Origin of the sequence: Streptomyces sp. NPDC047917, assembly GCF_043204345.1 — a bacterium.
GTDB lineage: Bacteria > Actinomycetota > Actinomycetes > Streptomycetales > Streptomycetaceae > Streptomyces > Streptomyces sanglieri.
The window spans coordinates 1-15140 of record NZ_JBIDCA010000004.1; the positions used below are offsets into that span (position 1 = coordinate 1).

General features: G+C 69.8%; 12 protein-coding genes. 10 read left to right on the forward strand and 2 right to left on the reverse strand.

Features of this window, described 5'->3' with window-relative positions; translation table 11 throughout:
- Window positions 1–672 precede the first annotated feature (672 nt).
- Window positions 673–2118 carry a glyceraldehyde-3-phosphate dehydrogenase gene (locus tag ACGF8B_RS09915; protein ID WP_392736506.1) on the forward strand — a complete coding sequence of 482 codons (1446 nt, stop codon included), beginning with the start codon at window positions 673–675 and terminating at the stop codon, window positions 2116–2118.
- A gap of 146 nt (window positions 2119–2264) precedes the next feature.
- Here ACGF8B_RS09915 and ACGF8B_RS09920 read toward each other — a convergent pair whose 3' ends face one another.
- Window positions 2265–2750, reverse strand: a complete 486-nt coding sequence (locus ACGF8B_RS09920) for a carboxymuconolactone decarboxylase family protein (RefSeq protein ID WP_392736508.1) — start codon at window positions 2748–2750, stop codon at window positions 2265–2267.
- A 174-nt stretch (window positions 2751–2924) separates the two neighbouring features.
- Between ACGF8B_RS09920 and ACGF8B_RS09925 the strand changes: the two genes are divergently transcribed.
- From ACGF8B_RS09925 to ACGF8B_RS09940, 4 genes are all read left to right on the forward strand, one after another.
- Window positions 2925–3863 (forward strand): RNA polymerase sigma-70 factor, encoded by a 939-nt coding sequence (locus ACGF8B_RS09925; protein ID WP_392736510.1) that lies wholly within the window; start codon window positions 2925–2927, stop codon window positions 3861–3863.
- 225 nt (window positions 3864–4088) lie between these two features.
- A complete protein-coding gene (locus tag ACGF8B_RS09930; protein ID WP_392736512.1) occupies window positions 4089–4745 on the forward strand; it encodes a class I SAM-dependent methyltransferase in 657 nt (218 codons plus the stop codon).
- 179 nt (window positions 4746–4924) lie between these two features.
- Entirely contained in the window at window positions 4925–5479 is a 555-nt protein-coding gene (locus tag ACGF8B_RS09935; RefSeq protein WP_392736514.1) for a GNAT family N-acetyltransferase, read from the forward strand.
- Between the two features lie 143 nt (window positions 5480–5622).
- Window positions 5623–7104 (forward strand): amidase, encoded by a 1482-nt coding sequence (locus tag ACGF8B_RS09940; RefSeq protein WP_392736516.1) that lies wholly within the window; start codon window positions 5623–5625, stop codon window positions 7102–7104.
- A 147-nt stretch (window positions 7105–7251) separates the two neighbouring features.
- Here the strand turns inward: ACGF8B_RS09940 and ACGF8B_RS09945 are convergent, their stop codons facing one another.
- Complete coding sequence (locus ACGF8B_RS09945; RefSeq protein ID WP_392736518.1) at window positions 7252–8403, reverse strand: ROK family protein; 1152 nt, start codon at window positions 8401–8403, stop codon at window positions 7252–7254.
- A 79-nt stretch (window positions 8404–8482) separates the two neighbouring features.
- Between ACGF8B_RS09945 and ACGF8B_RS09950 the strand changes: the two genes are divergently transcribed.
- The 5 genes from ACGF8B_RS09950 to ACGF8B_RS09970 all read left to right on the forward strand — a co-directional run bounded on the left by ACGF8B_RS09950 (window position 8483) and on the right by ACGF8B_RS09970 (window position 15010).
- The gene (locus ACGF8B_RS09950) at window positions 8483–9733 is read left to right on the forward strand and encodes a Gfo/Idh/MocA family protein (RefSeq protein WP_392736520.1); all 1251 of its coding nucleotides are present in this window, start codon (window positions 8483–8485) and stop codon (window positions 9731–9733) included.
- 69 nt (window positions 9734–9802) lie between these two features.
- On the forward strand, window positions 9803–11065 hold the full coding sequence (locus tag ACGF8B_RS09955) for an ABC transporter substrate-binding protein (RefSeq protein ID WP_392736522.1): 1263 nt from the start codon (window positions 9803–9805) through the stop codon (window positions 11063–11065).
- Window positions 11066–11069: 4 nt separating this feature from the next.
- Entirely contained in the window at window positions 11070–12029 is a 960-nt protein-coding gene (locus tag ACGF8B_RS09960) for a carbohydrate ABC transporter permease (protein WP_392736525.1), read from the forward strand.
- Window positions 12026–12892: a carbohydrate ABC transporter permease gene (locus ACGF8B_RS09965; RefSeq protein WP_124720240.1), complete on the forward strand. Its 867-nt coding sequence runs from the start codon at window positions 12026–12028 to the stop codon at window positions 12890–12892. Before ACGF8B_RS09960 ends, ACGF8B_RS09965 begins: the two co-directional genes overlap by 4 nt.
- Window positions 12893–12934: 42 nt before the next feature.
- The gene (locus ACGF8B_RS09970) at window positions 12935–15010 is read left to right on the forward strand and encodes a discoidin domain-containing protein (RefSeq protein WP_392736528.1); all 2076 of its coding nucleotides are present in this window, start codon (window positions 12935–12937) and stop codon (window positions 15008–15010) included.
- Window positions 15011–15140: the final 130 nt, after the last annotated feature.

The following is a 15140-nucleotide window of genomic DNA, read 5'->3' on the forward strand; positions in this document are numbered from 1 at the left end:
TCGCGTTGTCCGGCGACGGGATCCATGGTTAGCGGCGGCCGGGACGGGGGTCAATGATGTGACGTACTACCCCAATACGGAGCAATGTCCGAAATAAGCCGTTCTGAGTATTTTCCGTGCTGTTCGGGCGGGCCCCGCTCCTACTACCCGGCCTAGGATGTGACGTGGCCCCTATGGGTGGCATCACATCCACAGCGCCATTTCGAGGGCTCCGACAGGCGCCCGTCCGCCGACGCCCGCGCACACACCGGACATCCGCCACTCCCTCCGAGGCGCCCACCCGCACACAGGCGGCGGCTCCCGGAAAACGCATCACCGCGCACCGCCACGACAGCCATCAGGTCGCCCACACGGGATCCGGCGCCCTCGCCGTCGCCGCTCACCTGCACCCGCGGGCCGTCACCCGACGCGGCCCGCCGGTCAATCACGTCCGCCGGCGCGGGCACGCCCATCACGCTCCACACCCGGGGATCCACGCCCATCACGCTCCACACCCTGGGATCCACGCCGATCGCGCTCCACACCCTGGGACCACGGCCGATGGGACCCCGGTGTCCTGGCCGGCACCGTGCACAGAACGGCCCGACCGCAGCCGCCCCCGGTGGCCCATTTGAATGATCAAAGTAGCGAGGGGTTACCATATGAGCGCCGCCTAGCTCGAAAGATAAACCTGTGACTGTCAATGACGACTCGTTCACCAGCTGGAAGAACCGCGAGGAGATCGCGGAGTCGATGATCCCGGTCATCGGGAAACTGCACCGGGAGCGGGACGTAACGGTCCTGCTCCACAGCCGCTCCTTGGTGAACAAGTCGGTGGTCAGCATCCTGAAGACCCACCGATTCGCCCGCCAGATCGCCGGTGAGGAACTCTCGGTCACCGACACGCTGCCGTTCCTCCAGGCCCTCACCACGCTCGACCTCGGCCCTGCGCAGATCGACATCGGCATGCTCGCCGCGACCTACGCGGCCGACGACCGCGGTCTCCCGGTCGAGGAGTTCACCGCCGAGGCCGTCGCCGGTGCCACGGGTGCCAACAAGATCGAGCGCGGTGACGGACGCGATGTCGTCCTGTACGGATTCGGCCGCATCGGTCGTCTCGTCGCCCGTCTGCTGATCGAGAAGGCCGGCTCCGGCAACGGGCTGCGGCTCCGGGCCATCGTCGTCCGCCAGGGCGGTGACCAGGACATCGTCAAGCGTGCCTCGCTGCTGCGCCGCGACTCGATCCACGGTCAGTTCCAGGGCACGATCACCGTCGACGAGGCGAAGAGCACCATCGTCGCCAACGGCAACGAGATCAAGGTGATCTACGCCAACGATCCGTCCGAGGTCGACTACACGGCGTACGGCATCAAGGACGCCATCCTCATCGACAACACGGGCAAGTGGCGCGACCGCGAGGGCCTGTCGAAGCACCTGCGCCCCGGTATCGACAAGGTCGTCCTGACCGCGCCGGGCAAGGGCGACGTCCCCAACATCGTGCACGGCGTCAACCACGACACGATCAAGCCGGACGAGCAGATCCTGTCCTGCGCGTCCTGCACCACCAACGCGATCGTGCCGCCGCTGAAGGCGATGGCGGACGAGTACGGCGTCCTGCGTGGCCACGTGGAGACCGTCCACTCGTTCACCAACGACCAGAACCTGCTGGACAACTACCACAAGGCCGACCGCCGGGGCCGTTCCGCGCCGCTGAACATGGTCATCACCGAGACCGGTGCCGCGTCCGCCGTCGCCAAGGCGCTGCCCGAGCTCAAGGCGCCGATCACCGGCAGCTCGATCCGGGTCCCGGTGCCGGACGTCTCGATCGCGATCCTCAGCCTGCGGCTCGGGCGCGAGACCAACCGCGACGAGGTCCTCGACTACCTCCGCAATGTGTCGCTGACCTCGCCGCTCAAGCGCCAGATCGACTTCACCACCGCACCCGACGCGGTGTCGAGCGACTTCATGGGCTCGCGCCACGCCTCGATCGTCGATGCGGGCGCCACCAAGGTCGACGGCGACAACGCGATCCTCTACCTCTGGTACGATAACGAGTTCGGCTACTCGTGCCAGGTCATCCGGGTCGTGCAGCACGTCTCCGGCGTGGAGTACCCGACCTACCCGGCCCCGGCGGTCTGACCCCGACGGATCACGGCCGGGTCCCGCGGGAACCTCGGTCCCGGTCGCGCTGTGAAAGGGCGCCCGATGAGCAGCCGCTCATCGGGCGCCCTTCGCGCTGCCGGGCACCCCGGCGGGCAGGCTCCTTCCCTGCCGCCGTCCGCCGGTCAGCCGAACGAGGCGGCGAACATGCCGGCCTCGTAGGAACCGCCCTTCTGGTGCACGATCACGGCGAGCCGGTTGGCCGCGTTGATCAGGGCGACCAGGACGACCAACGCGGCGACCTGGTCGTCGTCGTAGTGCTTGCGCACCTCGGCCCAGGTCTCGTCGGACACGCCTTCCTGGGCGTCCGCGAGCCGGGTGCCCTCCTCGGCGAGCGCCAGCGCGGCCCGCTCGGCCTCGGTGTACACGGTGGACTCGCGCCAGGCCGCGACCAGGTTGAGCCGGACCGCGGTCTCCCCGGCCGCCGCGGCCTCCTTGGTGTGCATGTCGATGCACCAGCCACAGCCGTTGATCTGGCTGGCGCGCAGCGACACCAGCTCCTGGGTGGAATGCGGGAGCGACGACTGCTGGATCACCAGGCCGGCGTTGGCGAACCGCTTGGCGAACCTGGCGGCGAGCTCGTTCTCGAACAGGTTGAATCGGGCGTCCATGGCTTCTTCCTCACTCGTGGTGTCGCACTCGGCGAACACGAGACGCCGCCGCCCCGCCCGTTGTGACAGGCCCCGACGTGTGACGTGCGCCACTGCTCTCAGGTGTCACAGAACGGTGCGGACCGGCGTCCTGTGCGCGTGGCACCGTCGAGAGCGAAGAGACAGGAGTAGCCGGTGAAGAGCGAACATGGCGAGCGGACAGGGGACACGGCCGGGCAGGTCACGGACGGCGTGCCTGCGGATCCCGCCACCGGGGCGTTCATCGCCCACCGCAGTCTGCTGTTCACCGTCGCCTACGAGATGCTCGGATCGGCCGCCGACGCGGAGGACGTGGTGCAGGAGACCTGGCTGCGGTGGGCGGGGGTCGACCTCGGCACGGTGCAGAATCACCGCGCGTTCCTGGTCCGGATCACCACGCGCCAGGCGCTGAGCCGACTGCGTACGCTCGGCCGCCGCAAGGAGTCCTACGTCGGCTCCTGGCTGCCCGAACCGCTGCTCACCGCGCCCGACGTGGCCGAGGACGTCGAGCTCGCGGACAGCGTCTCGACGGCGATGCTTCTCGTGCTGGAGACCCTCGCGCCGGCCGAGCGGGCGGTGTTCGTGCTGCGCGAGGTGTTCGAAGTCGAGTACGACGAGATCGCCGGGGCCGTCGGCAGGAGCCCGGCCGCGGTCCGCCAGATCGCCCACCGGGCAAGGGCCCACGTCGCCGCGCGACGGCCGCGTGGGGTCGTTTCCCCGGCCGAGACCCGGGACGCGCTCGATGCGTTCCGGCGGGCGACCGAGACGGGCGATCTGCAGGGCCTGCTCGACATCCTCGCGCCGGACGTCGTCCTGCTCGGCGACGGCGGCGGAGTCAAGCAGGCCGTCCTGCGTCCCGTCGTGGGGGCCGACAGGGTGGCCCGGCTGCTGGCCACCGGGCTGGGCAGGACCCCCGACGTCTCGCTGCTGCCCGCGCAGGTCAACGCCCACCCGGCGCTGATCGTCCGGCTCGACGGCGCGGTCGACACCGTCATGACGCTGCGCATCACCGACGGCCTGGTCTCCGCGGTCTACGCCGTGCGCAATCCCGAGAAGCTGACGCACATGGAGCAGGAGACCACCCTGCGCCGCTGATCGCGGGTCAGCCGTCCCGGCCGTGCCACGCGGACCGGGACCAGCCGGCCGTCGGCGGCCAGCCGACGCCCGGGGCCCCGGATGCCGAGGACCTCCGGGACCCCGGGCGTCGGACACCGCCTGCCCGGGGTCCCGGACCGGGCAGGCCGGCAGAGCATCGTCCCCGTCGCCCGGAGTTGCCCGAGGGTGGTATCGCGGACGGCCGGCCTCTGATGGACTCACGCCATGACCACACTGCTGCCCCTCGTCCTTCGAGCGCTTCAACGGTTCCATGCCACCCACCCCTGGGACCACAACGCCCACTACCACCGGCAGATCCTGCGCCGGCTCCCCAGACGCTTCGGCAGCGCCCTGGACGTCGGGTCCGGCAGCGGTGAACTCGCCCGGCTTCTGGCCACACGTGCCGGAGCGGTGCGCGGGATCGACGTCGACCCCACCATCGTCGCCCGCGCACGGGAGCTCACGGCCCCGGCGGCTCCGGTGACGTTCACCGTCGGAGACGCACTGAACGAGATGTCCCCCGGCCCCTACGACGTCATCACCTGTGTCGCCACCATCCATCACCTGTCGTTCAGCGACGCCCTCACGCGCTTCCGGCAGCACCTGGCGCCCGGCGGAACCCTGGTCGTCGTAGGTCTCTACCGCCGGCGGTCGAGGGGCGACCGGCTGATCGACGCCGTCGCCATCCCGTCGAATGTCGCCATGGCGTTGATCAAGAACAAGGGCCGCAGGTCACCGCGCCCGGCGTCGATGACCGCCCCGACCCGACCGGCGACCATGACCTTCGCGGACATCGTGCGCGACGCCCGCCTCGCACTGCCCGGCGTGCGGCTGCGCCGGCGGCTTTTCTGGCGCTACACGCTCGTCTGGGACCAGCGCTGAGCACTCAGCGCGCCACGCGCGGTCCGGCCGAGGAAACCTGCCGAAGCCCGGCGGCACCGATCCGGCGCATCCGCCCCGGAGTTGTGGCACCCACCGCACATCGCGCGTCCGAGGGCCTGTGGCACGATGCCCGGATGATCTCCGGTACGCCTGTGTCCCCCGTCGTTCCCGCAGGTCGGATGGCACGGGACGGCCAACCGGTACTCGACCTGCCCAACGGCCTGGAGCTGCGGCCATGGAGCCGGGAGGACGCCGATGTGCTGGTTGCCGCCGGCCGGGATCCGGCGATTCGTCGGTGGAACCTGCTGGTCGTGGAGTCGGAGCCGGACGCCCGCGAGCGGATCGAGCGCATGCACGGGCGCTGGCAGGCCGAGACGGGGGCGGTCTGGGCGATCGCCCGGCCGGGCGGCGAGGCGACGGGGCTCATCGGTTTGAACGGCATCGATCCGGCGGGCGGCAGTGCCGAGATCATCTACTGGCTCCTCCCGGCCGCCCGTGGCCGTGGGGTCGCGGTCGAGGCCGTGCGACGCGTCGGCCGGTGGGCCCTGGAGGACCTTGGACTGCACCGCCTGCGGCTGTGCCATTCGGTGGCCAACCCCGCCTCCTGCCGGGTGGCGCTCAAGGCCGGGTACGCCTTCGAAGGCGTCATGCGTGGCGCGCTGCTGCACGCCGACGGATGGCACGACCAGCATCTGCACGCCCGCGTCAGGGGTGACGCCGAGGGCGCACTGTGAGAGCGTCCGCACGTCACGTGGCACGGGGTGAGAGGTAGGAGCAGCCCGGCCGGACACCACACACTCCCGCCGCACCGACGGCGGCGGTGCGACGACCACACGCCCCGCAGCGGGCGCCGACGGCGAAAGGCAGGGAGATCCTGATGATGCGGTACACCGAGTACAGAGCCCATGACGCGGTGGGCCTGGCCGAGTCGGTCGCCCGGGGCGAGGTCTCACCCGATGAGCTGCTCGATGCGGCCATCTCCCGCGCGCAGACCGTGAACGGCAGACTCAACGCGATCGTGCGGCCGATGCACGAGATCGCCCGGGCGCGGGCGAAGGAGTCGCTCAGCGGACCGTTCGCCGGAGTTCCGTTCCTGATCAAGGACCTGTCGCAGGACTACGCCGGGCTGCCGACCGGCAGCGGAAACCGGGCTCTTCGGCACCGTCCCGTCGAGCGGCACAGCGAGGTGGTCGACCGCTGGCTGGGCGCCGGACTGGTGATCTTCGGCAAGACCAACACACCGGAGTTCGGCGCGAAGGGTGTCACCGAGCCGGAGGCGAACGGGCCCACCCGCAACCCCTGGGACCTCGGCCGCACACCCGGTGGTTCGTCCGGAGGTTCGGCGGCGGCCGTGGCGGCGGGCATCGTGCCGGTGGCCGGTGCCAACGACGGCGGCGGATCGATACGCATTCCGGCCGCCTGCTGCGGCCTGTTCGGCCTGAAGCCGGGGCGCGGACTCGTCCCGGCCGGTCCGACCGTCGCCGAGCACCTCCACGGCGCCGCCACCGACGGTGTCGTCTCGCGCAGCGTCCGCGACAGCGCGGCCATGCTGGACGTACTGACCGCGCGGGCGGATCCGGCCGGACCGTTCCTGCACGCACGCCCCGAGCTGCCGTACGCCGAACTCGCCCGCCGGCCCCGGAAATTGCGGATCGGCTTCACCACCCGCTCCCCCATCGACACCGAGGTCGACCCGCAGGCGGTCGCCGCAGTCGATGATGCCGCGGAGCTGCTCGGTCGGCTCGGCCACGACGTCGAGCCGGCCGAGCCGGAGATCGACCAACGCCGGCTCGCCTTCGACTTCCTGGCGATGTGGACCACCCAACTCGCGCACACCGTGGACGAGATCCGCCGGGCGACCGGTGCCGGACCGGAGTCGTTCGAACTCGACACCCATCTGCTGGCCGCCGCCGGACGCGCCCTGAAGGCTCCCGCCTACTACGCCGCCCACGAACGGTGGAACACGTACAGCCGGCAGCTCACCGCCTTCCACAGCCGCTACGACCTGCTCCTCACCCCGACCCTGGCCCGGCCCGCCGTCCGGATCGGCGAGCTGGACACGCCCAGGCCGGTGCGTGCGGTGGCCCGGGTCCTGATGCGGCTGGGGCTGCTGGGCGCCCTGGCCGGGACCAGGGCGTGGGAGAGCGCGGTGATCGCCAACCTCGCGGCGACCCCGTACACCCAGTTGGCCAACATCACCGGCCGACCCGCGATGAGCGTCCCCACGTACCGCACTCCCGACGGCCTGCCGCTCGGCGTCCAGTTCGTGGGCCCGCTGGGCGGTGAGGGGATGCTGCTGGCCCTCGCCGCCCGGATCGAGACCGAACGGCCCTGGGCCCACCTCGAACCCGTGCTCTGAGCGACCGGCCGTGCGGCGGCGGGAGGCAGCGGGGCATTCCTGCCGGTTTCCGCCACCGGGCCCGCCGCCCGCCCCAGAGGACGCCCGTCCCACATATACAGAGTCTTTTGTTAAGAGCTCGGTGGCGCCGTGCCCGGGGGTGGAGCCTCAGGACGACGGTTCGGGCAGCAACGTGTCGACGTCGTACAGCCGGGCGTCCACGTGGTCGAGGGCGAGCCGGACCGCGCCCAGTACCACGGCCTGGTCGGAGAGGGTGGAGACCGCCAGTGCCGGGGGTTCCAGGCACAGCGGGTCGAGGTGCCGCCGCAGCGGTTCCAGCAGTACGTCACCGGAGCGCGACACCCCGCCGCCGATCACGACGAGCTCCGGGTCCAGGGCCAGGACCAGGGCGGCGATGCCCTCGGCCAGGTCGTGGGCGTACTGTTCAACGGCCCAGCGGGCGGCCGGTTCGCCGGTGCGGGCCTGGGCGAAGACGTACTCGGCGGCCTCCTGGGGCAGGATGTCCGCCGGCATCTTCGGATAGCCGGTCAGGTGCGAGGTGGCCCGGTGCCAGCCCAGCAGGGGCAGGGCACCGATCTCGCCGGCCGCGCCCCCGCGCCCCCGGTGCACCCGGCCGCCGATCAGCAGGCCGGCGCCGGTGCGCACCCCGGACAGCACGAAGGCCACGTCGTCGACGCCCTGGGCCTCGCCGATCCAGCCCTCCGTGAGCGCGGCGAGATTGCAGTCGTTCTCCACCAGGACCGGGCAGTCGAAGTCGGCACCCAGCTCGCCCGCGAGGTCCAGACCGTCCCATTCCGGCAGGCCCACGCAACGCTTGACCCGGCCGTCGTGGCTGACCACGCCGGTGGTGCCGACGCAGACGGTGGCGAGCTGGGCGGAGCCGACCTCCGCCGACGCCAGTGCCTTGACGGCCGTCGCGCGCACGGCTTCCAGGCGCACGGCCCGCCCGGCGTCCGCGTTCACCCGCTCCGTGCGGGACGCCACGACGGTGCCGTCGAGGTCGGCCACGGCCGCCCGGATGCTGTACGAGCCGATGTCGATGCCGAGCACGTAGTCGCCGGTCGCGTGGAAACTGAACAGCCTTGCGGGGCGGCCCATGTGGCCCGGCTGCGGTGGCAGTTCCTTCAGCCAACCCGAGCCGAGCAGCTCCTCGGTCAGGCTCTCCACGGTCGGGCGGGACAGACCCGTGCGTCTGGTGACCTCGGTGAGGCTGAGGGGGCCCTGGCCGCGCAGGGCACGAAGCGTCGTGACCAGGTTGATGCGCCGCAGCCGCGAGGTGTCGCCTCCGGAAATTGTCACCGTCACTCCCTTGACAGGATCTGTACATGAGAAATAAAAACAGGTTGCATTAGTAAGTCGCAAGTCCGAGGGGGTATTTGTGGTCACTCTCGCCATCATCGGCGCGGGGCTGCGTGGCATGAGCTACGCGCGGCGGGCTCTGGAGAGCGGCATGGCGCGTGTGGTGGCCGTGGCCGAGCCCGATCCCGAGCGCCGGCGCAACATGGCCGCCGCGCACGACGTACCGGCCGAGAACGTCTTCGCGGACTGGCGCGATCTGCTCGCCCGGGACCGGCTGGCCGACGCGGCGGTGATCTCGACACAGGACAGCATGCACACGGAACCCGCGGTGCGGGCGGCCGATCTCGGCTACCACCTGCTCCTGGAGAAGCCGATGGCGCAGAGCGAGGAGGAGGCCGCCGCCATCGCCGCGGCCGCCGACCGCAACGACGTCCTGCTGGCCGTCTGCCACGTCATGCGCTACACGCCCTACACGATCAGGCTCAGGGAGCTCATCGCCGAGGGCCGGATCGGCGAGGTGATGAACATCCAGCACCTGGAACAGGTCGGCTGGTGGCATCAGGCCCACTCGTTCGTGCGGGGCAACTGGCGCAGCGAGGAGGGGTCGGGGCCGATGCTGATGACCAAGGCCTGCCACGACCTCGACTGGATCACCCATGTCAAGGGCGCGCTGCCGGAGCGGGTGTCCTCGTTCGGCAATCTGGTGCACTTCCGGGCGGAGAACCGGCCCGACGGTGCGGCGGATCGCTGCGTGGAGTGCCCGGTGCAGTCCACCTGCCCGTACTCGGCCAGGCGCATCTACCTCGACTGCCTGGGTGACGCGGACAAGGAGTTCTGGCCACTGTCCGCGGTCACGGCCGACCACACGGAGGAAGGGGTGCTCGCGGCGCTGCGCGAGGGCCCGTACGGCCGGTGCGCGTACACCTGTGACAACGACGTGGTCGACACCCAGGTCGTGACCATGGAGTTCGCCGACGGCACCTCCGCCACCTGCACGGTCACCGCGTTCGCGGCGCTGGAGCACCGCAAGACCCGGATCTTCGGCACCCGCGGCTCCATCGACGGGGACGGAGTCGTCCTGCGCGTGCACGACTTCGTGACCGACGAGGTCACCGTCATCGACACCGGTGCGAACGGCGATCCCACGGCCGCCACCGGGCACGGCGGCGGTGACGCGGCTCTGTTCGACGCCTTCGTCGATGCCATCGGCAAGAACGATCCCTCCCTGGTACTCACCGACGGCGCGGAGAGCCTGGCCACCCACCGGGTCGTCTGGGCGGCCGAGCAGGCTCGCCGCACCGGCACCGTCGTGTCCCTCCCGCCGCACTGACCCCCGGCCGTCGCGCCACGCCCGCGGACTCCCGCGCTCACCGGTCTCCCTCACGAAAGGCACACCCCCGTGCGTAAGTTGACAGTCATGCTCACCGTCGGAGCTCTCGCGCTGAGCGTAGGCGCCTGCGGCAAGAAGAACGGCTCCGCCGCCTCGGAGAAGGAACTCGTCTACACCTCCTCGTGGGGTGCCGACGAGCCTCAGGGCAAGCTCATCAAGTCGATAGCCGACGACTTCACCAAGGCGACCGGCACCAAGGTCGACCTGAAGTTCGTGGGCCGCAAGGGCACCGACACCCTCCCCACCGAGATGAACGCGGGCCAGGGCCCGGATCTGTTCGACACCTCCACCGACAGTGTCGGCGCCTTCGTCGCCCAGAACCTCGCCGCGCCGCTGGACGACGTCCTGGACATGAAGGTGCCGGGCGAGGGCAAGAAGGTGCGGGACGTGCTGCCGGAATCGGTGGTGAAGGCGTCGACCGACAAGGACCATGTGCGGTTCGTGGCGCACACCGTGATCTCCACCGCGGTGTGGTACGACGCGTCCAAGCACGCGGGGCTCGCTCCCAAGACGTGGAAGGAGTTCATCGCCTATCTCGACGAGGCGAAGAAGGACGGCCGCACCCCGCTGGGCCAGGACGGAACGGTCAACTTCTACAACGCGTACTGGTTCTACTCGGCCCTGGTCCGCTCCGAGGGTGCCGGCAGCCTCAGCGCGCTGGGCAAGGACCCGGCCGCCTGGGACAGGCCGGCGGTGCTCGCGGCCGCGAAGAAGGTGGAAGAGCTTGCCGACGGCGGCTACTTCCAGAAGGACTTCATGGCCACCAAGTACCCCGCCGCGCAGGATGCCTGGGCACAGGGCAAGTACGACCTGAACCTCAACGGCACCTGGCTGGCCGCCGAGACCGGTTCGAAGCTGGCCGAGGGGACCGAGGTCGCCTCGTTCCAGCTGCCGGCCGGCGGCAAGAACTCGGTGGAGGTCGGCACGCTCGGCTGGGGCGTCAACGCCAAGGGCCACAACGTCGAGACGGCCAAGGAGTTCCTCGCCTTCGCGCTGCAGAAGAAGTACGAGGGGAAGATCTCCAGCGACGCGCACAACATCCCCGCGCGCCCCGACGTCCCCGCGCCCGGCTACCTGGCGGGTGTGCAGAAGGACGTCGCCGAGGCGAAGTTCACCCACCGCACCTACGACGACATGGCCGCGGACAAGAACTGGTGGAACAACGTCTTCCTGCCCCTGGACGACCAGTTGCTCTCCGGCAAGATCGACGCCGCGACCTTCGTGAAGACGGGCAAGAAGAAGGCCGCAGACTACCTCGCCAGCAAGGGCTGATCCCATGGGGACGGCAACACTCACCCCGCCCGCGGCAGTGGCACCGCCCGCCGCGGGCAAGGCGGGCAAGGGAAAACGGGTACGGCCGGCGCGCGAGCGGGCCTTCTGGCCCTTCCTGCTCCCCGCGCTGATCGCCTACTCCGCGCTCTTCGTCCTGCCGTCGCTCTTCGGCTTCTGGGTCAGCTTCAACAAGTGGGCGGGGCCCGGCTCCCCGATGACGTGGCACGGCCTCGGCAACTACGTCGAGCTGGCCCGCAGCGAGGCCTTCCGTACCGCCTTCGTCAACACCTTCGTGCTGGCCTTCGGCGGCGGGGCCCTCGTCTTCGCCTTCACCTTCCTGTCCATGATGGTGCTCCGGCAGGTCAAGGGCCGGGCCTTCATCCGGTCCGTGATCTTCCTGCCGATGATCATCTCGGTGATCGCGGTCGGCGTGGCCATCGGCTTCCTGCTCAATCCCGACGGCGCGGTCAACACGATCCTGGGCTGGGTCGGCATCGAGGCACAGCCGTGGCTTGGCCCGGACATGGTGTTCAAGTGCATCGTCGCCGGGCTGGTGTGGTCGAGCACGGGCTTCTACGTGGCGCTGATGATGTCGGCCGCCGACTCCATCCCGCCCTACCTCTACGAGGACGCCAAGCTGATCGGCGCCACGAAGTGGGAGCAGTTCCGGCACATCACACTGCCGCTGACCTGGGACGTGTTCGCGGTTTCGGCCGTGTTGTGGGTGGTCAACAGCCTGAAGGTGTTCGAGATCGTGATCGCCTTCACCACGGCCGGCACACCGGCCAGCCCGCCGATCCAGGCACGCACCGTGGCGGTGCAGCAGTACGCCTCGGTGGCCGGGGGTGGTGTGCCCGAGCTGGGTTCGGGTGCCGCCATGGGCGTCGTCATCCTGATCGTGACGACGATCCTCATCGTACTGACCCGGCGTGTCACCCGCCGCGAACGTGTGGAGCTGTCATGAGGCGCCTGTTCGGCGACATTCTGGTGCCGCGCGCGACCACCGTCGCGCTCTGGGCCTGGGTCGTCTTCAACCTCGCGCTGGTGGCCTGGGTCGGCCTCCAGTCGCTCAAGGACTCGGGGCAGGTCTGGCTCTCGCCGTTCGCGCTGCCGGACACCATCGAGTGGGGCAACTACTCCGCGGCGTGGAAGGCGGCCGGCTTCTCCGCCGCCGCGCTCAACAGCACCGTTCTGACGGTGGTCGGATCGCTGCTGATCGTGGCGCTGTCGGCGCCCGCCGCGTATGTCCTGGCCCGTTCCGACCGGCGCGCCGCCGGACGGCTCACCGGTTACTTCGCGATGGGTCTGAGCATCCCGGTGCAGACGATCGTGATCCCCATCATCGTGATCAAGCTGTCCGTCTCCACGTTCATGATCGACTGGGTGACCGGCTGGTGGGACAACCGGATCACGCTCCTGGTCTTCCAGGTGGTGCTGTCGCTGCCGTTCGCCGTGTTCGTACTGACCGGCTACATGCGCTCGCTGCCCCACGAGATCGAGGAGGCGGCCGAGCTGGACGGTGCCGGTCCGCTGCGTGCCTTCGTCCAGGTCGTGCTTCCGGTGGCCAAGCCGGGTGTGATGACGGTGCTGATCCTCAACGTCATCGGCCTGTGGAACGAGACCCTGCTCGCCCTGTTGATCACCCCCACGCCTGAGGAGCGCACGCTGCCCGCGGCACTTCTCAGCCTCTATGGCTCCATGCAGTACAGCTCCGACTGGGGCGCCCTGTTCGCCGGAATCGTGATCCTGGTCTATCCCATGATCGTGCTCTACCTCTGGCTGGGCCGCCGCATCGTCGAGGGCATGACTGCGGGGATCGGTAAGTAACGCGCACACAGAGACCGGCAATCCACCCGGAAGGACCGAGCGTTGCGTATTTTGCGTACCTCACGTATCCCAGGCACCTCATCCACCCCACGGAGGCACCTCATAGGGGCGCTCCTGACGGCCCTCGCCCTGCCGCTCTCGGCGGTGGCGGCGGGGCCCGCGCAGGCGGCCGCCCCGGCGAAGCCCCACCCTCCGCGCGCGGCGGGCACCACGTACTACGTGGACGCCGAAGCCGGCGACGACGCCCGTTCGGGCAAGAACCGGGCGGCGGCCTGGAAGTCGCTCGCCAAGGCGAGCCAGTTGACGCTCGGTCCCGGTGACCGGCTGCTGTTCAAGGCCGGTCAGCGGTGGAAGGGCCGGCTCGACGTCCAGGGGGCGGGCACCGTCGGCAGTCCCGCGTTCGTCGGCTCGTACGGCAGTGGCACCAAGCCGCTGATCGAGGGCGCGGGCACGACCGATGTCGCGGTCAAGCTCAACAACGTCCACGACTTCACGCTCGACGGGCTGGAGGTGACCAACTGGAGCGACAGCACCACTCCCCGCTCCGGTGTGAACCTGTTCGCCAAGGACGCGGGCAAGCTGTCCAACATCACCCTGCGCAATCTGAACATCCATGACGTGGACGGGCCGGGCGGAAGCACGGTCAGCTCGGCGGGGCTGCTCGTCTCCATCCGCGGCAACACGACACCCACGTTCTTCGACAACCTGGTGCTGGAGAAGAACGAGGTCAGCAAGATCCGTTCGTACGGGATCATCACCTGGTCCACCTGGTCCCGGCGCAACGGAATGACGAGCCTGTACCCGGTGGAGACCGGCATCCCCGACAGCGAGGTCGTCACCTGGACGCCCAGCACCGGCGTCAAGATCCGTGACAACTACGTCCACGACGTGACGGCCGGCGGCATCACCCCCATGCACACCACGGGCGCCGTCGTCGAGGGCAACCGCGTCCACAAGGCCGCCACCGGCCGGCTCAACACCAAGGGCGGTAACGTCGGCATCTGGTGGCAGGGCAACGACGATCTGCTCGTGCAGCGCAACGAGGTGTCGGGCTCCGGCTTCAACGGGCCGGGCACCGACGGTCACGGCTTCGACGCCGACGCCGACAACAACCACAGCGTCGTCCAGTACAACTACAGCCATGACAACGACGGCGGATTCTTCATCACCGTCTCCTTCAAGGGAGCACCGACCAAGGACACCGTGGTCCGGTACAACCTGAGCAAGGACGACGGCTTCGAGGTCTTCAGCCTCTCCACCGAGACGTCGGGCACCTCGATCTACAACAACACGGTCTACGCGAGCGGCCGGGTCGTCACCGTGCACCCGCCGTACACCGGGGCCGGCGACTATCCGCTCGGCAAGATCGTGCACATCTACAACAACGCGAGCGGCATCGACATCCGCAACAACATCTTCTACAACCAAACCACCGCCGGCTACGACACCGCCAACAACACCGTCTACGACTCCAACCTCTACTGGGGCACGACCACGCCCGTCGCCCCGTCCGGCGACATCAACGCGATCAAGGCGGACCCGAAGCTGGTCTCCGTCGGTACCGACCCGGCGGGCTACAAGCTCCGGGCCGACTCCCCCGCGAGGGCGCGCGGCGCGACGGTGACGCAGGACGTCGAGGACTACTTCGGCAACGCGGTCCCGGCCACCGCTCCCGACCGGGGCTTCCACCAGTTCACCGGGGCTCCGGTGCGGCCGGTCGTGACCACCTCGTACGCCACGCTCGGCAACAGCCACCCCTACCGGATGATCGACGGCGACACCTCGACCGCGTGGAGCAGTGTGTCCTCCGAAGTGGCCTTCCCCGGTACCGTCGACGTGGACTTCCGGCAGCCCACCAGCGTCGGCACCGTCACCCTGCACACCGCCTTCGCCACCGGCCAGGGGATCAAGCAGCTCGACGTGCAGACCTGGAACGGCTCGGCCTGGGTGACCCAGGTCGCCGGGCAGCAATTGGCCTGGTCGGGCAACACATCGACCGTCGAGCAGCGCACGATCACCCTGCCCCAGCGGGTCACGACCGAGCGACTGCGTCTGACGGTCCGTGACGCCCATCTCCAGTGGGGCAACTTCGCGCTCTACGAGATCCAGGCCGCCTGACCGGTGGGGCGGTCCGTGCGGCACCTGACCGCCGCGCGGGCCGCCCCACCCCGCACCATGGACGGCGAGCCCCCTGACGGCCCGACGGCCTCCCGGTCACGCGGACGCGTGGTACTCCGGGAGGCCGTCG